20 protein-coding genes are annotated in these 21221 nt (G+C 61.8%); 6 read left to right on the top strand and 14 right to left on the bottom strand.

The genetic code is table 11. From position 1 onward, the window contains the following. Window positions 1-38 precede the first annotated feature (38 nt). The 5 genes from ruvB to pdxT form a co-directional block, all read right to left on the bottom strand. Entirely contained in the window at window positions 39-1115 is a 1077-nt protein-coding gene (ruvB, locus tag IEY62_RS11340; protein ID WP_189017636.1) for a Holliday junction branch migration DNA helicase RuvB, read from the bottom strand. After that, a complete protein-coding gene (ruvA, locus tag IEY62_RS11335) occupies window positions 1108-1752 on the bottom strand; it encodes a Holliday junction branch migration protein RuvA (RefSeq protein WP_189017634.1) in 645 nt (214 codons plus the stop codon). Before ruvA ends, ruvB begins: the two co-directional genes overlap by 8 nt. Window positions 1753-1831: 79 nt before the next feature. Further along, window positions 1832-2401: a crossover junction endodeoxyribonuclease RuvC gene (gene ruvC, locus IEY62_RS11330; RefSeq protein ID WP_189017631.1), complete on the bottom strand. Its 570-nt coding sequence runs from the start codon at window positions 2399-2401 to the stop codon at window positions 1832-1834. 44 nt (window positions 2402-2445) lie between these two features. Further along, on the bottom strand, window positions 2446-3201 hold the full coding sequence (locus tag IEY62_RS11325) for a YebC/PmpR family DNA-binding transcriptional regulator (protein WP_189017628.1): 756 nt from the start codon (window positions 3199-3201) through the stop codon (window positions 2446-2448). Between the two features lie 3 nt (window positions 3202-3204). Beyond that, on the bottom strand, window positions 3205-3906 hold the full coding sequence (gene pdxT / locus IEY62_RS11320; RefSeq protein ID WP_189017625.1) for a pyridoxal 5'-phosphate synthase glutaminase subunit PdxT: 702 nt from the start codon (window positions 3904-3906) through the stop codon (window positions 3205-3207). A 102-nt stretch (window positions 3907-4008) separates the two neighbouring features. On the opposite strand from pdxT, the gene IEY62_RS11315 reads away from it, so the two are divergent. Together IEY62_RS11315 and IEY62_RS11310 are read left to right on the top strand one after the other, a co-directional pair. Beyond that, complete coding sequence (locus IEY62_RS11315; RefSeq protein ID WP_189017622.1) at window positions 4009-5337, top strand: Mur ligase family protein; 1329 nt, start codon at window positions 4009-4011, stop codon at window positions 5335-5337. After that, a complete protein-coding gene (locus IEY62_RS11310; protein WP_189017619.1) occupies window positions 5334-6101 on the top strand; it encodes a type 1 glutamine amidotransferase in 768 nt (255 codons plus the stop codon). Before IEY62_RS11315 ends, IEY62_RS11310 begins: the two co-directional genes overlap by 4 nt. A 3-nt stretch (window positions 6102-6104) precedes the next feature. On the opposite strand, the gene IEY62_RS11305 is transcribed toward IEY62_RS11310, so the two are convergent. After that, window positions 6105-7361: a CapA family protein gene (locus tag IEY62_RS11305; RefSeq protein WP_407671497.1), complete on the bottom strand. Its 1257-nt coding sequence runs from the start codon at window positions 7359-7361 to the stop codon at window positions 6105-6107. 81 nt (window positions 7362-7442) lie between these two features. On the opposite strand from IEY62_RS11305, the gene IEY62_RS11300 reads away from it, so the two are divergent. Then, window positions 7443-9455 (top strand): M3 family metallopeptidase, encoded by a 2013-nt coding sequence (locus IEY62_RS11300; RefSeq protein WP_189017616.1) that lies wholly within the window; start codon window positions 7443-7445, stop codon window positions 9453-9455. 61 nt (window positions 9456-9516) lie between these two features. Here the strand turns inward: IEY62_RS11300 and IEY62_RS11295 are convergent, their stop codons facing one another. The 7 genes from IEY62_RS11295 to IEY62_RS11265 form a co-directional block, all read right to left on the bottom strand. After that, window positions 9517-10359, bottom strand: a complete 843-nt coding sequence (locus IEY62_RS11295) for a pyridoxal 5'-phosphate synthase subunit PdxS (protein WP_189017613.1) — start codon at window positions 10357-10359, stop codon at window positions 9517-9519. Window positions 10360-10573: 214 nt separating this feature from the next. Then, window positions 10574-11200: a phosphatidylinositol phosphate synthase gene (gene pgsA / locus IEY62_RS11290; RefSeq protein WP_189017610.1), complete on the bottom strand. Its 627-nt coding sequence runs from the start codon at window positions 11198-11200 to the stop codon at window positions 10574-10576. Further along, window positions 11190-11783 (bottom strand): HIT family protein, encoded by a 594-nt coding sequence (locus IEY62_RS11285; protein ID WP_189017607.1) that lies wholly within the window; start codon window positions 11781-11783, stop codon window positions 11190-11192. Before IEY62_RS11285 ends, pgsA begins: the two co-directional genes overlap by 11 nt. A gap of 18 nt (window positions 11784-11801) precedes the next feature. Next, window positions 11802-13811, bottom strand: coding sequence for a threonine--tRNA ligase (gene thrS / locus IEY62_RS11280; RefSeq protein ID WP_189017604.1), 2010 nt, complete (start codon window positions 13809-13811; stop codon window positions 11802-11804). Between the two features lie 129 nt (window positions 13812-13940). Next, window positions 13941-17477: a DNA polymerase III subunit alpha gene (locus IEY62_RS11275; RefSeq protein WP_189017601.1), complete on the bottom strand. Its 3537-nt coding sequence runs from the start codon at window positions 17475-17477 to the stop codon at window positions 13941-13943. 3 nt (window positions 17478-17480) lie between these two features. Next, window positions 17481-17813, bottom strand: a complete 333-nt coding sequence (locus tag IEY62_RS11270; RefSeq protein ID WP_189017598.1) for a DUF6504 family protein — start codon at window positions 17811-17813, stop codon at window positions 17481-17483. 82 nt (window positions 17814-17895) lie between these two features. Further along, window positions 17896-18951 carry an FAD-dependent monooxygenase gene (locus tag IEY62_RS11265; RefSeq protein ID WP_189017595.1) on the bottom strand — a complete coding sequence of 352 codons (1056 nt, stop codon included), beginning with the start codon at window positions 18949-18951 and terminating at the stop codon, window positions 17896-17898. 58 nt (window positions 18952-19009) lie between these two features. Between IEY62_RS11265 and IEY62_RS11260 the strand changes: the two genes are divergently transcribed. Beyond that, window positions 19010-19546, top strand: a complete 537-nt coding sequence (locus tag IEY62_RS11260; RefSeq protein WP_189017592.1) for a TetR/AcrR family transcriptional regulator — start codon at window positions 19010-19012, stop codon at window positions 19544-19546. A gap of 60 nt (window positions 19547-19606) precedes the next feature. After that, a complete protein-coding gene (locus tag IEY62_RS11255; protein WP_189017589.1) occupies window positions 19607-19996 on the top strand; it encodes a hypothetical protein in 390 nt (129 codons plus the stop codon). A 3-nt stretch (window positions 19997-19999) separates the two neighbouring features. On the opposite strand, the gene IEY62_RS11250 is transcribed toward IEY62_RS11255, so the two are convergent. Beyond that, on the bottom strand, window positions 20000-20764 hold the full coding sequence (locus IEY62_RS11250) for an SOS response-associated peptidase (RefSeq protein WP_189017586.1): 765 nt from the start codon (window positions 20762-20764) through the stop codon (window positions 20000-20002). A 149-nt stretch (window positions 20765-20913) separates the two neighbouring features. Here IEY62_RS11250 and IEY62_RS11245 point away from each other — a divergent pair, with 149 nt between their 5' ends. Further along, entirely contained in the window at window positions 20914-21171 is a 258-nt protein-coding gene (locus IEY62_RS11245; protein WP_079582201.1) for a mycoredoxin, read from the top strand. Window positions 21172-21221: the final 50 nt, after the last annotated feature.

Raw genomic sequence — 21221 nt, 5'->3', positions numbered from 1 at the left:
GTCATACCAGTCTAGAGGGAAAAGCTGAACACAGGGTGTTAACCGGCAGTATCGATGCTTTCGGCGTGGTTTTCGTCCTCGTCAAAGAGCGCAAGGGTCTCTTGTCCGAACACGCCGGTCGGCACGGCGTACCCCAGGTGTGTCCACGCCGGAGCCATGGCTATCCGGCCCCGGGGCGTCCGTCCCAACAGCCCTTCGCGCACCAGGAACGGCTCCGCCACGGTCTCGACAGTCTCCGGCTCTTCACCAACAGCGATCGCCAGGGTGGACAGTCCCACCGGGCCGCCGTTGAACTTGGTGATCAAGGCTTCAAGGACGGAGCGGTCCAGACGGTCAAGGCCGCGCTGGTCCACCTCATACATATCCAACGCAGCTGACGCCGACCTGGCGTCTATCTGATCAATGCCGTGAACCAATGCCCAGTCGCGAACCCGGCGAAGCAACCGGTTGGCGATACGAGGCGTGCCGCGTGACCTGCCGGCGATTTCCGTAAACCCGGCCGAATTGACCTTGAGATCCAACAAACCTGCCGACCGCCGAAGGACAAGCTCAAGTTCAGCCACGGAGTAGAACTCCAGGTGCCCCGTGAAACCGAACCGGTCCCTCAAGGGGCCGGGAAGAAGCCCGGCGCGCGTTGTGGCGCCTACCAGGGTAAACGGCGGCAGCTCAAGGGGGATCGCGGTAGCGCCGGCACCCTTTCCCACCACGATGTCCACACGGAAATCCTCCATGGCCATGTAAAGCATTTCTTCTGCAGGCCTGGACATGCGGTGGATTTCGTCCAGGAACAGGACCTCGCCCTCCGACAAGGAGGAAAGGATGGCCGCGAGGTCCCCGGCATGCTGGATGGCCGGACCACTGCTGATGCGCAGTGGTGCGTTCATTTCCGCCGCAATGATCATTGCGAGGGTGGTCTTGCCCAGGCCCGGTGGTCCGGACATGAGAACGTGATCGGCGCTGCGTCCACGCATCTTCGACGCCTCGAGTACCAAGGCAAGCTGCTTGCGGACCCGGTGCTGGCCCACGAAGTCATGCAGGTTCTTCGGACGGAGCGCGGCCTCAATGACCCGCTCTTCCGGTTCCTCTCCCCCGCTGACAAGTGACTGCTCAGCCACGGGAGCCTACGCGGTTTCCGGCGCGTGCGCCGTCCTGGCCAAGCCAACGGAGCGTAGCCCGGAGGATCTGCGCGACGTTTCCTGCCTCAACGAGCTCAGGCGAGTCAGCCATGGCTTTGTCGATGCTCCCGGTGGCATCCTTCTCCGACCAACCCAGGCTGGTCATGGCCGCAACAACCTGCGGCTTCCATTCAGCCTTGATGGCAGTTTCAGGAGCAGCACCGCTGCCGGTACCGTGCGGAACCAACTTCCCGGCGAGTTCAAGGACGATCCTGCCCGCAACTTTGGGCCCGATGCCAGGCACCTTGGTGAAAGCCTTGTTGTCGCCGGTGTGTGCTGCCACCCGGATGGCTTCGGGCTCATGCACGGCCAGGACAGCAAGGGCCAAACGCGGGCCAACCCCGCTGACACTGAGCAGGACATCGAAAACTTCACGTTCGTCGTCGTCCGCGAAGCCGAACAACGTCAGAGAGTCCTCCCTGACGATCATGGAGGTGAAGAGCTTGGCTTCAGTGCCCACGTGAAGGTGGCTCAGGGTCTGTGGCGTGGCGTAGACGCTCATGCCGGCACCATTGAGGTCAATGACGGCGGTGGACAAACCAACGTGGGCAACGGTTCCACGAAGAAAACTGATCAAGACCCGGCTCCTGAATTATTGCGGCCAAAGCGAACTATCCGAACATATCTACGAATACCCTAGCAAGCGCAGCCGGCAATCAGCGTTTCCGGCGCGCTTTTGCTTCGGCTTCGGCCCAGGCCTTTTGCGCCGGAGTCAGGGATCCGGTGCCCGACGCGGCACCCATTCCATTGCCTGCACGCCATGCGTGCGTCAAGGCCAACGCGAGTGCGTCTGCCGCATCTGCCGGTTTGGGTGGAGCGTCCAGGCGCAGGATCTTGGTCACGAGCTTGGTTACGGCGTCTTTGTTGGCTGTGCCGCTTCCGGTAACGGCGGCTTTTACTTCCGACGGCGTGTGCAACGCCACCGGGATGCCGCGGCGGGCAGCGGCCGCAATGACGACGCCTGAGGCCTGTGCAACGCCCATGACCGTGCTGACATTCATTTGGGAGAAGACACGTTCGACGGCGACGACGTCCGGCTGGTGCAGGTCAAGCCACTCGTCGATGGCCTTGGCTATGACCAGCAGGCGCTTGTCCAGCGTCAGTTCCGCGGAAGTCCCCACCACACCGACAGCGACCATGGTTGCCCTGCGGTTACGCTCGATGTCCACCACACCGATGCCGCAACGGGTAAGGCCCGGATCGACTCCCAATACGCGAAGAGTCAAGTCCGGGCCTTCCTGTTTGTCATCAAAATTGGGTGCTGCCACGCCTATTCGGCGTCGAGGGCAGCCTGCACTTCCTCGCTGAAGTCCGCGTTGCTGTAGACATTCTGGACGTCATCCAGGTCCTCGAGCGCGTCGACGAGCTTCATGAACTTCTTGGCGCCATCGATGTCCAGCTCAACCTGCATGGACGGAACGAACTCCGCTTCGTCGGTTTCGTATTCGATTCCGGCTTCCTTGAGGGCGTCCCGGATGGCCTGGAGGTCCGACGGCTCGGAATGGATTTCCCAGTTCTCGCCGCTGTCTTTGACTTCTTCGGCACCGGCTTCCAGGACAGCCATGAGGATGTCGTCTTCGCTGAGTCCGTTCTTCGGCAGGACCACGACGCCCTTGCGGGCGAACAGGTAGCTGACGGAGCCGGGGTCTGCAATGGTCCCGCCATTGCGTGAGATGGCCAGGCGCACCTCGGAGGCTGCCCGGTTCTTGTTGTCGGTAAGGCACTCGATCAACAAGGCCGAACCCTGCGGTCCGCGGGCTTCGTACATGATCTCGGTGTAGTCCACGACCTCACCGGTGAGACCGGCGCCGCGCTTGATGGCACGGTCGATGTTGTCGTTGGGGACCGAAGTCTTCTTGGCCTTGGTGACGGCGAGTTCCAGGCCCGGGTTGCCGGCCAGGTCCGGTCCACCCATGCGGGCAGCAACTTCGATGTTCTTGATCAGTTTCGCGAACGACTTTGCACGCCTGCTGTCAATGATGGCTTTTTTGTGCTTGGTGGTCGCCCATTTGGAGTGGCCTGACATGCTTTACGCTTCTCCTCTGATCATTCGAATAAAGAGTTCATGCACACGCTTCTCCCCTGTCACTTCCGGGTGGAAGGAGGTGGCCAGCAAATGGCCGGAGCGCACTGCAACAATTCTAGCCACTCCATGCAAAGCGGCGGTGTGGCTGGCGTGGTCAGGATCGACTTGTGCCAGGACGTCCACCCCAGCACCTACCCGCTCAACCCAAGGGCCGCGGATGAACACAGCATGAACGGGGTCCACGCCGTCCTCGTCGGCGCTGAACTCCAGGCCCTTGAAATCGAGGTCCGTTTCGAAGGATTCCCGCTGCCGTCCAAATGCGTTGCGGCGAACCGTGATATCGAGGCCACCGAACGTCTGTTGCGGGTTTCCCTGCAGGTCGGTGGCAGGGTCTGCGATCTCGTCGGCCAGCAGAATCATGCCGGCGCAGGAGCCGTAAACCGGAAGGCCATCAGCTATCCGCTTTTGGATGGGATCACGGAGTTCAAAGATCCTGGACAGTTTGTCGATGGTGGTGGATTCGCCACCGGGGATGATCAGGCCGTCGATCTCGTCCAGCTCGGCAGGCCGGCGGATACCCACGCCTGAGGCTCCCGCGGACTCAACAGCATGGATGTGCTCGCGGAAATCGCCCTGGAGTGCCAGGACGCCGATCCGGAGGCCTGAACCCACGCGTGACGAAGCGTCGGAAAGGGGGTTGGTCATTGGACCATCATAGTGCTCCCGGTCGCCCGGCCGGCTTCGGTCAGGGCTCTGCGGGCTGACGCGACCCGGGTTCCATGCCGCGTCTGGGATATATTACAGAGCATGCTTTCCTTCAGCGTTCCCCTCGGCAAGCTGGTCCGTACACTGTCCCGGCTGCGGGGCGGCGGGTCAGCGTTTCCCGGGCTCGTGGTCGAGAAAATCGATCCCCGGTTCATGCAGCGAACGCTGGCGTCACTGCCACATGGTGTCGCAGTTGTCAGCGGTACCAATGGCAAGACCACCACAACCAAAATGGTGGTGGAGCTCCTCGAAAGCCAAGGCCTGAAGGTTTTCACGAACCGGTCCGGCAGCAACTTCACCCGCGGAGTGGCAGCGTCCCTGCTGGGCGAGGTGGACTGGCGTGGGCGCCTCGACGCCGACATCGCCATTCTTGAACTCGATGAAGCGCATGCCGTCCACTTCGTTAACAAAGTTCCTCCCCGTTACAGTCTGCTCCTGAACGTTCTCAGGGATCAGCTGGACCGCTTCGGCGAGATCGACAAGACCGCCCGACTCCTGGAGCACATTGCTTCCAAGACAACCGACACCGTGGTGCTGAACCGGGAAGATCCCCGCGTTGCGCGGATCGCCAAGACCATCAACACCCTCGACGCCGTTCATCACCCCGAGGTGCGGTACTTCGGCCTGGACGAATCACTGCGCAGCACCTTCCCGAACGACGACGAAATGCGGACAGGCAGTGGACCATCCCCTTCCGGCACGTCCGTGGCCGCAGCTCCTGGTGAGACAGTCGACTTGCCGGACGCCGACGTCGTGCTCCGCCGGGTAGGTGCCCAGGACGCTGACTTTGAGTTCGACGGCAAGACCGTGACCACCACCATGAAGCTGCGCGGTGTTTACAACATCTTCAACGCTGCTGCGGCGTTGTCGCTGACCCGCGCAGTTCTGGGAACCGGCCCCATTGACACTCCCAAGCTGGTCAAGGCCCTGGGCGACGTGGCCCCCGCTTTCGGGCGCGGCGAAAGCCTGACTGTGGACGGCCAACCGCTCGAACTGGTGCTGGTGAAGAATCCCAGCGGTTTCCGGCTTGGCCTGAAGTCGTTCCCGGCCGGCGGCTACGCGACCATGATTGCGATCAACGACAACTATGCCGACGGCAGGGACATGTCGTGGCTGTGGGACGTGGAGTTCGAGTCCCTGCGTGAAGGCGGAGTGGATGTCCTCACCGGAGTCAGGGCCTACGACATGGCCCTCCGGCTGCAATACGACGACGTACCCTTCGGCACCGTTGAACCCGACATCACAGCAGCACTTCGGACCTTCATCGACGGCTCCCGCGGCAAACCCAAACGCATTTTCTGCACGTACACATCAATGCTGGCCATCCGCCGCGAACTCGCCAAAATCACCATAGTTGAGGTGGTCTCATGACCTCGGAAACCCAGCCCGCCACGCCACAATCTGAGGGCCAGTCCAGCAAGGGCACCATCCGCGTCCTCCAGCTGTACCCGCGCGAAATGAACATCTACGGCGACTGGGGCAATGCCCTGGTGCTCAAGCAGCGCATCAAGTGGCACGGATACACCCCGGAGCTGCTGGAGTACAACGTGGGGGATGATTTCCCGGACGACGTAGACATCATTGTGGGCGGCGGCGGGCAGGACAGCGGCCAGCTCGTCATCCAGGATGATCTGCAGGCACGCGCGGACCAGTTGAGGGAGCTGGCCGACAATGGCGCACCAATGCTTGTGATCTGCGGTCTTTACCAGCTCTTTGGAAAGTTCTTCAAGACCAGTACTGGACCCACCATCCCCGGAATCGGCATCCTGGACGTCGAGACCCAGGGTACGGACGAACGACTGATCGGCAACGTGATCATGAAGTCCGCCGAGTTCGGCGACATCATGGGCTACGAGAACCACAGCGGGCAGACCACCCTGGGTCCTGGCGTGCAGCCCCTGGGAACTGTCACAAAAGGGGCCGGCAACAACAGCAAGGACGGCCATGAAGGCGCCAGGTACAACAACGTTGTGGCCAGCTACCTGCACGGTTCACTGCTGCCGAAGAACCCGGCCATCGCCGACTTCCTGATCCGCACGGCTGCGGAACGGAAGTTCGGCACCTTCGTACCTGGATCCCCCGACGACGACTACGCCCGCCTGGCGCGGGAACACGCCGCCCGCCGACCCCGCTAGGAGTTACTTTTCCTTGGTGATCAAGAGTTCATGGGCGCCTGCAGTGGCAGCGCCCATGGATTCGACGACCGCTTGGGTTCTCTGGTGCGTTCCGGCGTCCGCCGCCGGGGTGGCACACACGCCTTGCGGGGCATCGCTGGCCACTGAGCACCAGCGGTAGGGGTCCCGGACAATCACTGAGGGCGCCCATGCAAGGTCGGAGGCAGTCCAGGTGCCCGCAGCGTTCTGGCTGAACTGTGCCCTCACCAGCAGTCCTTCGTTATTGACCACGTACCACGGCGACAATTCGGTGATGCCGTTGCCGAGTCCGTACACGATCCAGGTGCCCTTGTAATTCTCGATCGGCAGCACGGAGTGGGTGTGATGCCCATAGATCATGGTGAATTGCCCGCTGTCCACGAGTGCGTGGGCGACCTCCTGCTGCTGGGCATTGGGTTCGCTCGCGTACTCGTCGCCCGCGTGCATGACCCCCAGGACAATGTCAGCGCCCAGAGCCCTCGCTTGGGTTGCCTTCGCAATCATGGTTGCGGGGTCGAGTTCGTCCACAAGCCAGGGGTACTCCGGAATCTGTCCGTTGTGGCCGTAGGTTCCGACGATGACCGCTACCTTGGCCGCGTCCGTTTGAAGCATCAGGATTTCCTTTGAGGCAGCCTCCGTCCGATACGAGCCCGTGTGCTTCAGGTCTGCGGCATCGAGGGCATCCAGGGTCCTGAGCAGCCCCTCCGTGCCGCGGTCAATGGTGTGGTTGCTGGCCGTGGTGCAGGCCTGGTAGCCAATGTCCTTTGAGGCCGCGACGATCTGCGGCGGTACGTTGAAGGACGGGTAGGCGGAGAAAGGACCTTCGGGGGTGGCCACCGGGGTCTCCTGGTGGCAGATCGCGAGGTCGCTGCTGTTTACATAGCGCCGCTGTCCTTCGAGGAGCGGGACGAAGGTATAGCCGGGCACTCCGGCGGCGGCGGCATCAGCCCGCGCCTGCTGCCATAGCTGGGTGTGGACCAGCATGTCCCCCGTCACGGTGATGGAGGTGCAGCGGAGTTCGGGGCAGGCTGGCCCTTTGCCTGGGGTTGGATTGGGAGCAGGAGTACGTGTGGGTGTGGGCGACCCGGCTGCGGATGACGTTGCGGCGCTGGTCCGGTCCGGATCTGTGTTCTCGGCGATGACTCCGCAGGCGCCAAGGGTCATCGCGAGGACGGCCACCATGGCAGGTGCCGCCGCTCGGCGGAGCCGGATCCATCGCGTCCCGGATGTGAGATTCCCCATGATTTTCATCCTACGGCGAAGTGGCGCGGAAGCAGGCGTGCCACCCTTGAGGACACGATTCTTACGTGAAAGAGTCACTTCATGACCAATCCCCTGCTCGACCCCAGCCCCCTGCCCTACGGTTTGCCGCCCTTCGCGGAAATCTCCGCAGCCCACTATGCCGAGGCAGTAGAGGCCGGGCTGGCAGCGCACATGGAGGAGATTTATACGATCACCGACAATCCGGAACCCGCCACCTTCCTGAACACTGCGGTGGCGATGGAGCGCTCCGGCAGTCTCCTGAACAGGGCAGCTGCGGCCTTCTTCACCCTCGTGTCAGCGGATGCAAACGATGAGATCAAGGCGCTTGAAACAGAACTTTCCCCCAAATTTTCGGCCCACCAGGATGCCGTGTACATGAACCGCGGCCTCTACGAACGCTTCTCTGCCATTGACGTAGACGGCCTCGACGCAGAGTCCGTCCGACTGGTGCAGGAATACCTCAAAGAGTTCCGCCAATCGGGCGTCCAACTTGATGACGCCGGACAAGACAGGCTCCGGAAAGTCAACGCCGAACTCTCCCGGCTTGGCACTGAATTCGGCCAGCGGACCAAAGAAGCCATGAAGGCCTCCGCGCTGCTTCTCGACGACCCGGCTGACCTTGCCGGCTTGCCGGAAGAGGACGTCGCGGGAGCCGCTGAGGCCGCGAAAACCGGCGGGCACGACGGCAAGTACCTTCTCACCTTGATCCAACCCAGCAACCAGCCCGCTCTCGCATCACTCGAAAACCGGACCATCCGGCGTCGTTTGTTTGTTGCCTCCGTGTCGCGCGGTACCGACGGCGGACCGCTGGACGTGCGGGAGCTGGTGACGGCAACCGCCCGGCTTCGCGCGGAAAAGGCAGCCCTGCTCGGATTCGCCAACTTTGCCGAACTTGTGGTGGACCAACAGACCGCGCCGGACTTCAGCGATGTCCGGACAATGCTGCGCCGGTTGGCGCCCGCAGCCGTCCGCAACGCCCAGGCCGAGGCCGATGCCCTGGCCCGATCCGCCGGACACCACCTCGAGCCGTGGGACTGGGCGTACTACTCAGCCCGGGTCCGGAAGGAAAAATTCCAGGTGGACGAGCAGGCCCTCCGTCCCTATTTTTCCCTGGAAACGGTCCTGACCGACGGCGTTTTTCACGCTGCGACCCAGCTGTATGGCATCACATTCCATGAACGCGAAGACCTTGAGGGGTACCACCCCGATGTGCGCGTATGGGAGCTCCAGGACGAAGACGGGAGCGGCATTGGCCTGTTCCTTGGCGACTACTACACCCGGGAGAGCAAGCGTGGCGGGGCGTGGATGAACTCCCTCGTGGAACAGTCCGGTCTGCTGGGTACGCGTCCGGTCGTGATCAACAACCTCAACATCACCAAGCCCGCTGCCGGCGAGTCCACGTTGTTGTCTCTGGACGAAGTCCGGACAGTTTTCCACGAATTCGGCCATGCCCTGCACGGCCTGTTCTCCAATGTCACGTACCCACGTTTCTCCGGGACATCCGTGCCCCGGGACTTCGTTGAGTACCCATCGCAGGTCAACGAGATGTGGATCATGTGGCCTGAGGTCCTGGCCAATTACGCTCGGCACCACATCACAGGTGAAACACTCCCCCAAGACATCGTGGACAAGCTCAATGACTCGGTGTTGTGGGGTGAAGGCTTCGCTACGACGGAATACCTTGGCGCTGCGTTGCTGGACCTTTCCTGGCACGTGCTTCCCCAGGCGGACATACCCCGGGACGTCCTGGCGTTCGAAGCCAAGGCACTTGCCGAGGCGTCCATCGCCCACCCCTTGATCCCGCCCCGGTACCGCACGAGCTACTTCCAGCACGTCTTCGCCGGAGCGGGCTACGCAGCCGGGTACTACTCGTACATCTGGAGTGAGGTCCTTGATGCGGACACGGTGGAATGGTTCCAGGAAAACGGCGGCCTGACGCGCTCGAACGGGGACCGGTTCAGGTCCGAACTGCTTTCACGGGGGAACAGCCGTGACCCTCTGCAGTCATTCCGTTCGTTCCGAGGCCGCGACGCCACCTTGGAGCCGCTTTTGAAGCGACGCGGACTTGAGTAGTACGACGCCGGGCCGGTCACCTTTGAAGGTGACCGGCCCGGCGTCGTACTTCTTTTGCTCTTTACCAGCCGCGTTCCGCGAGGCGGTGCGGCTGCGGGATGTCGTCGACGTTGATGCCGACCATCGCTTCGCCCAGGCCACGGGAGACCTTGGCAATAACATCGGGGTCATCGTAGAAGGTGGTGGCCTTGACGACGGCGGCCGCACGCTCTGCGGGGTTGCCGGACTTGAAGATACCCGAGCCAACGAACACGCCGTCGGCGCCGAGCTGCATCATCATCGCAGCATCAGCCGGGGTCGCGATGCCACCGGCAGTGAACAACACCACGGGAAGCTTGCCCGTGGCAGCGATCTCCTTGACCAGCTCGTACGGGGCCTGCAACTCCTTGGCCGCAACGTACAGCTCGTCCTCGGGGAGGGCGGCGAGCTTGGCGATCTCCGAACGGATCTTGCGCATGTGGCCGGTGGCGTTGGAAACATCGCCGGTGCCGGCTTCGCCCTTGGACCGGATCATCGCTGCGCCCTCGTTGATGCGGCGCAGCGCCTCACCAAGGTTGGTGGCGCCACAGACGAAGGGGACGGTGAAGTTCCACTTGTCGATGTGGTTGATGTAGTCCGCCGGGGTCAGGACCTCGGACTCGTCGATGTAGTCANTCTGATCAATCATGTCCGGATCGGACATCCGGGACACGCCACCCTGGGCGCGGATATCAGCCGGGACACGCTCAAGCGCCATGACGGCGACAGCACCGGCATCCTCGGCGATGCGGGCCTGCTCGACGTTAACGACGTCCATGATGACGCCGCCCTTGAGCATCTCAGCCATGCCCCGCTTAACGCGGCTGCTGCCCGTGACGCTGTTCGCGGACGAACCGGCTTCGTTGCTTACATCTGGTGTAGACACAAAAACCCCTATGGGTAGATAAACGACCTTCTTGCCGGAGGCACGCGCAGCCACACGACCGCGTTCAGCGCACACCGGGTTTCAGGTCAAGGTGACCAAGTACTAGTAATAGTAGTCGCAGGTTGCATGGCGGCAGTACATTCATTACCGCCTTGCAGGCCAATAAACACCGGTGTGGTAGGACACCTGCACAATTGGCGGGAGCCGACTCTGGTCAGATGCCAGTTCCCTCGGCTTCTGCCATGGCTTGTCTGCGAACTACGGCCATTCTCTGGACTATCGTGACAACGCTGGCCAGTGCCAACAGGACAAGTGTTGCAAACAGCACGACAGGTGGAAGGCCCAGTCCCGTCAGCCCGGCAATCAGCAGGACCGACGCCAGCCGTTCGGCCCGTTCGGCAATTCCAACGCTGGCCTGGTAACCCAGTGATTCCGCTTTGGCCCTTGCGTAGGAGACAACCATGCCCAGAACCAGGCAGACGACGGCGGCCGTTCCGATGGCGGCGTCCCTGCCTCCTGTGAAGAACCAAATGGTCAGGCCCGCGAAAATGGCGCCATCGGCCAAACGGTCCAACGTGGAATCAAGGAAGTTTCCCCAGCCGCCGCTCCTGCCTTGCAGCCGGGCCATGATGCCGTCCACGACGTCCGAGAAAGCGAAGAAGGCAACCACCACAGAACCCCACCACAGGTGGCCCAACGGGTAGAGGATGAGTCCACCCAGGATGACGCCGGCAGTGCCTGCAATGGTGATCGCGTCGGGTGACACGCCGATCCGCAGGAGCCAGCGCGCCAACGGAGTAAAGAGTGAAGTGAAAAAGCCGCGCGCATGCCTATTGAGCATTCGACTCCCCCGGCCAGGCTTCGGCCACAAGTTTGCGGACCTCGTCCAAGGTCTGCGTAATGGCTTTGGTCTGGGCGATGATGGGAAAGAAATTGCCGTCCCCGCCCCAGCGCGGAACGACGTGCTGGTGAAGATGGGCAGCAATACCCGCCCCGCCGGTAACACCCTGGTTCATGCCCAGGTTGAAACCGCTCGGATTCGAGACCTTCCGAAGCACACGCATGGCGGTCTGGGTAAGATCGGCGAACTCTGCCGTCTCCTCCACCGTAATATCCGTGTAATCAGGCACGTGGCGGTAAGGGCAGATCAACAAGTGGCCCGGGTTGTAAGGGAACAGGTTGAGCACCACGTAGCAGGTCTTTCCCCGGTGGACGATGAGAGACTCCTCGTCAGAGCGGGTGGGACCTACACAGAACGGGCAGTCATTCTTGTCCTTGAATTGATCCTGCCCGCCCTTGATGTAGGCCATGCGGTGGGGAGTCCACAGGCGCTGAAACGCATCCGGAACGCCTGCGAGTCCGAAATCATCGGTTACGTCTGCGTCGCCCGGAAGGTCAGCTGCCGCGCCTGTGTTCTCCTGCACCGTCACTTTTCCGTTCCGTCAGCTCTCGCGGTTCTTTACGGCGTCGACTATCCTGCGGACCGCTTCTGCCACTGGAACGCCGTTATCCTGGCTGCCGTCCCTGAACCGGAACGACACGGCGCCTGCCTCGGCATCCTCACCGCCGGCAATCAGCACAAAGGGAATCTTGTCCTTGCTGGCTGTACGGATCTTCTTGGGGAAGCGATCCGAGGAAATGTCCACCTCGGCACGGATGCCTGCAGCCTTCAACTGTCCGACGACGTCGAACATGTAGTCGTTGAATGCCTCTGCAACAGGGATGCCCACTACCTGGACCGGGGCCAGCCAGGCCGGGAATGCTCCGGCATAGTGCTCGGTGAGGACACCCATGAAGCGCTCAACCGAACCGAAGAGGGCCCGGTGGATCATGACGGGACGCTGGCGCGTTCCATCGGCCGCCTGGTATTCCAGCTCGAAACGTTCGGGAAGGTTGAAGTCCAGCTGGATGGTGGACATTTGCCAGGTCCTGCCCAGAGCATCCTTCGCCTGAACCGAAATCTTGGGGCCGTAGAACGCAGCTCCACCCGGGTCCGGCACGAGCTCCAGTCCGGAAGCTGCCGCTACCTCGGAAAGAGTGCGGGTTGCTTCTTCCCAGGCGGCGTCGTCACCAACGAACTTCTCTTCGTTCTTGGTGGACAGTTCCAGGTAGAAATCATCCAGGCCGTAGTCCTTGAGCAGGCCGAGGACGAAGTTCAGCGTGGTGGTGAGTTCGTCCTTCATCTGCTCGCGGGTGCAGTAGATGTGGGCATCGTCCTGTGTCATTCCGCGAACACGGGTCAGCCCATGCACAACGCCGGACTTCTCGTACCTGTACACCGAACCGAATTCGAAAAGACGCAGCGGAAGTTCACGGTATGACCGGCCCCGTGAACGGAAGATCAGGTTGTGCATGGGGCAGTTCATCGGCTTCAGGTAGTAGTCCTGGGCCGGCTTGCGCACTGTGCCGTCTTCGTTGAATTCTGCGTCCACCTGCATGGCGGGGAACATCCCGTCCTTGTACCAGTCAAGGTGGCCGGAGACCTCGTAAAGGTGCCCCTTGGTGATGTGGGGCGTGTAGACAAATTCGTACCCGGCGTCCACGTGGCGCTGGCGCGAGTAGTCCTCCATGGCCTTGCGGATGATGCCGCCCTTGGGGTGGAACACCGGCAGGCCGGAGCCCAGCTCGTCAGGGAAGGAGAAAAGATCCAGCTCGACACCGAGCTTGCGGTGGTCGCGGCGCTCAGCCTCGGCAATACGCTCCTGGTAGGCCTTCAGCGCTTCCTTGGTGGGCCAGGCGGTTCCGTAGATACGCTGCAGCTGCTGGTTGTTCTGGTTGCCCAGCCAGTAGGCGGCCGAAGAACGCGTCAGAGCAAAAGCGTTGGAGATGATCTTGGTGTTCGGAAGGTGCGGCCCACGGCACAGATCGCACCAAACGCTTTCACCGCTCTTCCTGTCCACGTTGTCGTAGATGGTGATGTCACCGGCACCGACTTCAACGTTGACGCCTTCAGCGGCGTCGGCAGCGTCGTTCTTCTTGCCGAGCAGTTCCAGCTTGTAGGGCTCGCCGGCCATGGCTTCGCGGGCTTCTTCTTCGGTGACCACGCGGCGGACGAACTTTTGGTTCTGGTTGATGATTTTCTGCATCATCTTTTCCAGCTGGCGCAGGTCTTCCGGAGTAAAGGGCTCGGCGACATCGAAATCAAAGTAGAAGCCGTCGGTGATGTAGGGGCCGATGCCAAGCTTGGCGTCAGGGCGCAGTTGCTGCACGGCCTGGGCCATGACATGCGCAGTGGAGTGACGGAGAACATTGAGACCATCGGGAGATTCGATGGTGACACCTTGGACGTCGGCGTCGGCGGGAAGAACCTGGTCCAGGTCCTTGAGCTGGCCGTTGACACGGGCTACAACGACGTCGCGGCGCTCGAAGAAGAGTTCCGCGCCGGTAGTCCCTTCCGTCACCTTTGTCTCTTCGCCATCGACGATGAGGGTGATCTGTTGGGCATCTGACACGGGTGTCTCCTATTCATAGTTAAGGCTTCATAGCTTGTGGCGTACGGGGACCACAGCCAGCCACCGTCAATCGTATCCGCTTCGGCTAGGGGGGCCAAAGCAGCACGCCGTGCCTGGATTCAGGGGCGTTCAGCTTCCAAGGCCGGTAATGGCAAGGTTCCTTGAAATGCCATGAAGCGGGCCGTGAAGCGGGTATTCGTCTGCCGGCACCTCGCCGCCTTGGATGAGGTCCGGGTACGGCAACGATTCGGGCCGGCCAAGGTCCCAGGCTTTGCTTGCGCTCAGGCTGATGCCCTTGGGACCTGTCCTCCTGGTGGTTCCCCTGATCAGCAACAGCCGGGTGCCGAACAGCAGTGGTCCCGATTCTTCCTGGGCTTCGTGGAAGAAGACCGAATCCACGCATCCAGTGCCGTCATCGATGCTGATGAAAACCACTCTCCGTCCACCGCGCATGGGAGGAGTTTGGGTGGCAACACGCACACCGGCCACCAGCACCTCTGTTCCGTTGCGCAGGCCAAGGAGTTTGTCGGCAGTCGTCACCCCCAATTTCGCCAGGAGGGGGCGGTGGCTCTCCATCAGGTGTTCGCTGACATCCACAGCCATGAGGTCAAGCTCCGCCCTGACATTTTCAATCATTGTGGTGGGAGGAAGTTCCGGGGCAAGGTTCTTCAGCTCGACGTCCCCCAGCGCAAACGACAACTGCCCTTCGATGACACCGTTCGGTTTCTTTGAAGGACTGCCCTGCAATGCTTGAAGATGCTGGACAAGGTCCGCCCGGTTTGCTTTTCCGCCGGAATCTTTATGCAAGGCATCGAAGGCGCCGAGTTGGGCCAGCCTTTTGATGTTTGGTTTGCTCACCCTCGCACGGGCCCGGAGATCAGCCAAAGAATCGAAGGGTTGACCCGCTACGATTCTCTTCAGCTCAGCCTTTGAGAGCCCATAAATCCCTGACAAGCTCAACCGGATGCCCAGTTTGCCGTGGTCGGGGCCCTCTGCGATCTTCTCCACCCTGTACTCAGCCTGGCTACGGTTGATGTCCAGCGGCAAAATGGGAATGCCGAGCCTGCGGGCTTCAGCCACCAACAGCCGCTTGGGATACATTCCGGGATCATGTTCCCACAGCCCCGCCAGGAAGGCTTCGGGATGATGGGCTTTCAGCCACGCCGATTGGTAGGTAGGAACAGCAAAAGCAGCCCCGTGCGCCTTGCAGAAACCAAAGCTGCCAAAGGCCTTCAGCGTCCCCCAGACCTTGTCCACCACCTCAGGGGTGTAGTTCCTGATCGCCTCACGTCGGAAGTACTTCTCCACCTCGGGTTCGCGGACTTCATCACCGAGCGCCCGCCGGAACTCATCAGCCCTTGCCAGCCCGCAACCGGTCATGACATCGAACGTCTTCAGGATCTGCTCATGGAACACCGTCACGCCATGGGTTTCCTCCAACACAGGCTTGAGGTCCTGGTGCGGATAGACCTCCGGTGCAAAACCGTGCCTGTGCTCCAGGAAAGGACGCACCATATCCGACTTCATGGGCCCTGGCCGGAACAATGAAATATCAATGATGAGGTCATTGAATTCACGCGGGGCCATCTTCCCGATGAGTTCCCGTTGGCCTGGTGACTCGATCTGGAAACACCCCAGGGTGTGGGTACTTCGGATCAGTTCGAATGTTGGCTCGTCGTCAAAAGGAACGGCATTGAGCTCAATCCTGCCGTCCTCGGCAATGAAGTCGGGTCCTGAGCCTTGTGGGCCCACCGGGTGCCTTCCAGCAGCCACCACTTCAGCCTTGGAAGGATGCAACCGGATCACTTCCCGTACAGCGAAGGCCATAGCGCTTTGCATCCGCACGCCCAGGACGTCCAGTTTGAGCATGCCCATGGGATCCATGTCGTGTTTGTCGAACTGGCTCATGGGCAAGCCAAGCCCACTGGGCTGGACAGGGGTCCGGTCAAGGAGCGTTGCATCTCCCAGGATGACCCCGCACGGATGCATGGAAATGTGCCGGGGTAACCTGTCCAGCCTTTCCGTCAGGTCCACCAGGAGATCGAGCTGCTGGTTTTCCTCCACTCCACCGCGTTCCACCCGGCCGGCAAAGTCACGAAGCTCCGGCTTTTCCACCAATGCTTCCCGGAATTTCCTCGCGGAGAATCTCCACAGCTGCTTGGCGATATCACTGACTTCACTCTCATCCATCCCCAGTGCCATCCCCGCATCCCTGACTGCGCCGCGGGCCCGGTACCCGTTCTGCATGCTCATGAGCGTCACACGTTCAGCCCCGAACCGATCAAAGATCTTCCGGTAGACGTTATGGCGTTCCGCGCTTTCAACATCGATGTCAATATCAGGCAGCGTGGACCGGCGTCCGGAAAGAAACCGTTCAAAAATGAGGTCATGGCGGATGGGATCCACTTGGCTGATGTCAATCAGGTAATTCACCAGGCTGGAGGCGCCTGAGCCGCGCGCGGCAACCCTGACCCCCATGTCAAGGATCATTCTGGAAACCTCTGCCACGGTGAGGAAGTAGGACCCAAAGCCGAGCCTGCCAATGATCCCGAGTTCATGCTCCAGCCGCGAGCGCACCCGGCTCTCCGCTTCTGTGCTGATGCCGGGAAACCGTCTGGTGATTCCTGCTTCGCAGCGTTGGGTCAGCTCCACCATGGGGTGGTTGTCGATGCCGATGATGGAGGCTTCGGGCACCACTGGCTGTTTCCATCCCATGTCCAGGACAGGGTCAATACGGCATTTGTCGGCGAGCGCTTCGGTGTTGGCGAGCAGTTTGTTGAGGTCGGCTTGGCCCAGGCCGGCTGCATTCATGATTTCCTTGCCGAGCTGGAGCATGTGGTGGCGGTTTTTCAGCCAGCCTTGCCCTGTGGGTTGGAGCAGGACTGTGGGTTGGAGCATGACTGTGGGTTGAAGCATGGGTGCGGCGGAGAGTTCGGGGAGGGATTTCAGGGTGCGCGCTGAGTCCAGGACGTCTGCGGTTGCCGCCCCGTCCTGGGCGCAATAGCGCACGGCGTTGCTAAGGATGGCGGGGACGTTGTATTCGAGGGCCAGCTTCAGCATCCGTACGGCATGGGCCGTGCTGAGGGGTTCGCCCGGGGCGCTGAGGTGGGACACAGTTTCGGCGACGATGGTGCCTGGTGGCATGGCATCGATCCATTGTTTGAAGAGGGTTCTGGGCCTCAGGTATTTGCGTCCGCCCATGGCTCTTCCGACATCCGAGTCCGGTCCGATCATGACCGTGAGGACGGGTTTGAGGGTTTTGGGGTCCAGGGTCCTGGAGGCAAGTTCGCCTCGGGTCAGTGCAATGGGGACCTTGCCTCCGGCTTTTCCCGAGGTGCGGGCGTGGGCATCGGATACCAGGCGGCACAGTGCGCGGTATCCGGCGCCGTTGTTATGGCCGTGGGCCAGTACGACGACGCGGCCCGCGACCTGGGTGCGGTGGTCGCCGTCGTCGTCGAAGACTGCCAGGTCTACACCGACGATGGGGTCGATGCCTGCTTCCATGCAGGCTTTGAGGTGTTTGACGGTGCCGTACAGGCCATCTCTGTCTGTGCAGGCGAGCGCGGTTGCTCCGTCTGCTGCGGCTGTTTGGGCGAGTTCATCGGGCCAGGAGACGCCGTAGTGTGCACTGAAGGCTGTTGAGACGTGCAGGTGGGTAAAGCTCAAGGTTCACGCTGCTTCGTCTGGTTCAACGGATCGGGCGGGCGCGGCGTCGTGGATTCGAATCAGTCTCCAACGCCCGCTGCCGACGTGCCTGGCAAGGTCAAGTGTGATGGTTTGGCCGCTCTGCTGTGGTTGAAGCTGGACGCGCCAGATCTCGTGGTCGACCAGGCCTGCGCCGGCTCCGATGGGTGCACGGTTTTCTTCGGCCCACCATTGGCGACGTTCGAACCAGCGGACGGGCTCGTTGGTAACGGTGTAGTGCGTCCCTTTCCATTGGACTTCCTGTGGCTGGCCTGTTTCCGTGCAGATCACTCCGACGGACTCGCTGAACAGCCCCATTTCACACCTCAATTACGCCGGTCCGGTTTGATTCGAAAGTATGTTCGAATAATTCCAGTTTACGCCGAGGCCCGGGCAAAACCTACTTCGAAGTTCCTGCCTGTGCAGAAGCCTTGGAGACACGCTTTCCAACCCGCTTCAGCACGCCGTCACGCAGCGGTTGCATCCCCTGGGCCATTGCGACGCTTCCCATGAGGGCCGAGGCGATCCTTAGCTGCTGGGTGCGCAGTACGCGCTTGCTGCCATAGGCGGCGAGCGCTGCATCGAGGGGTTGTTCGTTGAGCAGGTCCCCCAACGTCACGGCGTCGATGATTGCCTCGCAGGCGCCCCTGCCCAGGTTCGGCGTCATGGCGTGGGCCGCATCCCCTATCAACACCACATTGCCCCGTGCGTAGCGGGCCAAGGGAGGGGTTGTCCAGATGCGCTGGGCCAAGGAAGTTTCTTCTGACGCCTGGGCCAGGACTTTCTTCACGGCTTCCGGGTATCCCGCGTACCGGCGCCGGGTGATTTCGAGGGCTTCGGGGGCTTCCACTTTGTCCGGTCCGAGGTCGGACCGGTAGGAGGCGTACCAGTTGCTTCCGCCTACGGCTGGGGCCAGGCCAAAGATCTCTCCCCGGCCCCAATATTCGCCAACGTCCCCGGGTTCGGGCGTACTTGGAACTACTCCCCTGACTGCCAGGAACGGGGTTGGCTTGGCCGCACTCCGCTCGCCCCAGTAGCTGCGCCGGACCACACTGTTCACCCCGTCAGCACCCACAGTCAGCCACGCTCCACCCTGGACCCGGTCAACCCTGCCAACCGACCGGGTGACCGATGACGGCACCGCCATGTTCAACAGCTTCAGCAGTTCGGGCCGGGATATGCCCACCAGCCCTCCCCCGTCCATGGAAAGCAGCGCTTCTCCCTGGGGGCTGCGCAGGGCGCCGCCTGCAATGATGGATCCCCGGCTCCGCACCGGCCCGAGGATCCCGATCTTTGCCAAGGCGTCCTGGGCTCCGGGCCACATGGCCAGTGTTGTCCCCACGGCTGGCAGCTCCGGCCTTTGCTCGTACACCGTGACGTCGAAAGCGCCCGGGTCGAGTCGGGCCGCGAGCGCCAGGCCGGCAATACCCCCACCAATGATGTCCACCTTTTTCATGCCCACACTGTACTACTACATTTGTAGTAGTACCAGGGGTTGAAGTTAGACTTTGGCCATGCCGGACCGACGAACCCAACTAGCCGACGCCGCGCTCGCCGTCGTCGCCGACCAGGGCCTCAAAGGACTGACCCACCGTGCCGTCGACGCCCGGGCCGGCGTCGCCGTCGGAACCACATCGAATTACTTCCGCAACCGCGCCGCCCTGGTGGGCGCCGCCGTCGACCGCGTCGAAGAACTGGACAGCCTCCTGCTTCAAGGGGACCAGAGGGAACTCCCGACGACGGCGGCGGCCTTGGCGGAGCAGCTCGCCGCGGCGGTCATGGGACTCTCCGATGCGAACGCCCCGCTCACCCGGGCCCGCTTCGTCTTTGCGCTGGACCAACCGGAAACGGTGGCAGCCGGTCATGAGCGGCTGGTGTCCGCGCTGGCATTTCTGCTCGAACGCCTGGGACTATCGGACGCCCGGGCCCGCGCCGAAGCAGTATCGGATTACAGCGATGGCCTGGCCCTGCACCTGCTCACCGCGCGCAAGGGTAACGGCATTGACAAGTCAGTTGTCGCCAAAAACATCCGTCTGCTCCTGGAGGGGTGAGCCGGGTCGGGATGACCCGAAGGGGTGGACGGCAGGCGGTCCACAGAGCAGGATTGTGGCATGAGCACCAATGACGCACTCCTGAAGCAGGTCAACATCTCCGCCGCGGAAGACCACCTCGTGGCCCGGTTCGAAATTGATGGCAACATACCAGGCTCCGGCGCTTACGTCGTGGGCCTTGTTGCTGCCAGCGAAGACTACTCCTCACAGCGCAGGCTCGGCATCGAATTCATGAACGGTGAGGCGATTTCCTTCTATTCGTTCAACCACTCGCTCAGCGCGGAGGAAAACTACGACATCAAGGGCGTGGAGCACTCCGGCAACGTCATCACCGGAAACTTCCCCCTGTCCGCCATCCACGGCCTCAGCAAAGGCCACGTCATGACCGCCTTCAGCGAAGCAGACGGCCGGGAGTTCCAGTCCGGCGTACCGGTCAGCGAAGCTCTCTGACTCTCAGAAGAGACCTTTCACCGGTTCGATAAGTTCCGGTGAGTTGTTGCGGACATTTCCGACGGCGGCCCCCACCGGGTCCAGCGTCCAATCGGCAGCGGCATCGTGCGCCCTTGAACGGACCATCTCCACCAGACCTGCGGCGTCCTTCTCCCGCGGATCCAGCCATGCTTCCATCGTCTCTGTGCTCATGGGCAACGGAACGCGGTCATGGAGCGCCGTGAGTTCGTCGAACACGGAGGCGCTGCGTCGTGTACGGGCCGAATCCGCCGTCGGGGTGTCCGCAGTGAGGATGGACATCGACAGCAACCACCGCCCTGGATCGTCCGGGGATGCCGCTTGGTCCCGCCACCACTCATACAAACCGGCAAACACCAGGCCGTGTCCGTCACCCGGGTGGACGTAGTACGGCTGCTTGTTCTTGCCCTCGCCCTTCTTCCACTCGTAATAGCCGTCCGCAGGCACCGCGCACCGACGGGCCACGGCAGCCTTCTTGAAAGAAGGCTTCTCCAGAAGGGTCTCGCTGCGGGCGTTGATCAGCCGCGCCCCACCCTTGGGATCCTTGGCCCAGGAAGGCACCAGCCCCCACTTGGCTACATGGAGCTGTCTTTTGACGTCGTCATCGACCAACCGCTCCAAAACGATCGGAACCGCGTCCGTCGGGGCAACATTCCACGACTTCTCCAGGGCAATCTCGTTCTCAAGCTCAGCGTCAAAGTCAGCGAGCAGGTCTCCCACGGCACGGGCCATCACGTAACGTCCACACATGGCAACAGTCTGCCCTGTCCCCCGGAAACACACCAGCACACCCGAGTGAGGTAAACCGGTCGGCGGCCAATCGGGAATTATTCTGCGCCGGGTTACCGTTGTTAGGAACGAAACACTCCGTCCAAACAACCACAACTGAGGAGAGCTCCGTGGACTTCACTCCCGACTCCGGCACCATCACCATGTTCTCGACCACCTGGTGCGGCTACTGCAACCGCCTGAAGAAGCAGCTGGATGCCAAGGGCATCGGCTACACCGAGATCAACATCGAAGAAGTGGATGGCACGGCCGAACTCGTCGAGCAGCTCAATGGAGGCAACCGCACCGTGCCCACCGTCCTCTTCCCGGACGGAACCGCCGCAACCAACCCCTCCGCGGCCGAGGTGGAAAGCCGTCTCGCCGCATAAGCACCAGCCGTAACCGGCCAGGGGTCCGCACGGAACAAACCACACACTGT

This window comes from Paenarthrobacter histidinolovorans, from assembly GCF_014647595.1.
GTDB lineage: Bacteria > Actinomycetota > Actinomycetes > Actinomycetales > Micrococcaceae > Arthrobacter > Arthrobacter histidinolovorans.
This window is presented reverse-complemented; position numbering and strand designations above follow the sequence as displayed.

What these genes read in the sequence shown, in the direction of transcription:
- IEY62_RS11300 (WP_189017616.1), top strand. Translation starts at nt 7,443, where the DNA reads ATGACCAATCCCCTGCTCGACCCCAGCCCCCTGCCCTACGGTTTGCCG.
- IEY62_RS11255 (WP_189017589.1), top strand. Translation starts at nt 19,607, where the DNA reads ATGAGCACCAATGACGCACTCCTGAAGCAGGTCAACATCTCCGCCGCG.
- IEY62_RS11315 (WP_189017622.1), top strand. Translation starts at nt 4,009, where the DNA reads ATGCTTTCCTTCAGCGTTCCCCTCGGCAAGCTGGTCCGTACACTGTCC.
- IEY62_RS11270 (WP_189017598.1), bottom strand. Translation starts at nt 17,813, where the DNA reads ATGGGGCTGTTCAGCGAGTCCGTCGGAGTGATCTGCACGGAAACAGGC.
- IEY62_RS11265 (WP_189017595.1), bottom strand. Translation starts at nt 18,951, where the DNA reads ATGAAAAAGGTGGACATCATTGGTGGGGGTATTGCCGGCCTGGCGCTC.
- pgsA (WP_189017610.1), bottom strand. Translation starts at nt 11,200, where the DNA reads ATGCTCAATAGGCATGCGCGCGGCTTTTTCACTTCACTCTTTACTCCG.
- IEY62_RS11250 (WP_189017586.1), bottom strand. Translation starts at nt 20,764, where the DNA reads ATGTGTGGACGTTACGTGATGGCCCGTGCCGTGGGAGACCTGCTCGCT.
- IEY62_RS11310 (WP_189017619.1), top strand. Translation starts at nt 5,334, where the DNA reads ATGACCTCGGAAACCCAGCCCGCCACGCCACAATCTGAGGGCCAGTCC.
- pdxT (WP_189017625.1), bottom strand. Translation starts at nt 3,906, where the DNA reads ATGACCAACCCCCTTTCCGACGCTTCGTCACGCGTGGGTTCAGGCCTC.
- IEY62_RS11260 (WP_189017592.1), top strand. Translation starts at nt 19,010, where the DNA reads ATGCCGGACCGACGAACCCAACTAGCCGACGCCGCGCTCGCCGTCGTC.
- IEY62_RS11325 (WP_189017628.1), bottom strand. Translation starts at nt 3,201, where the DNA reads ATGTCAGGCCACTCCAAATGGGCGACCACCAAGCACAAAAAAGCCATC.
- IEY62_RS11305 (WP_407671497.1), bottom strand. Translation starts at nt 7,361, where the DNA reads ATGGGGAATCTCACATCCGGGACGCGATGGATCCGGCTCCGCCGAGCG.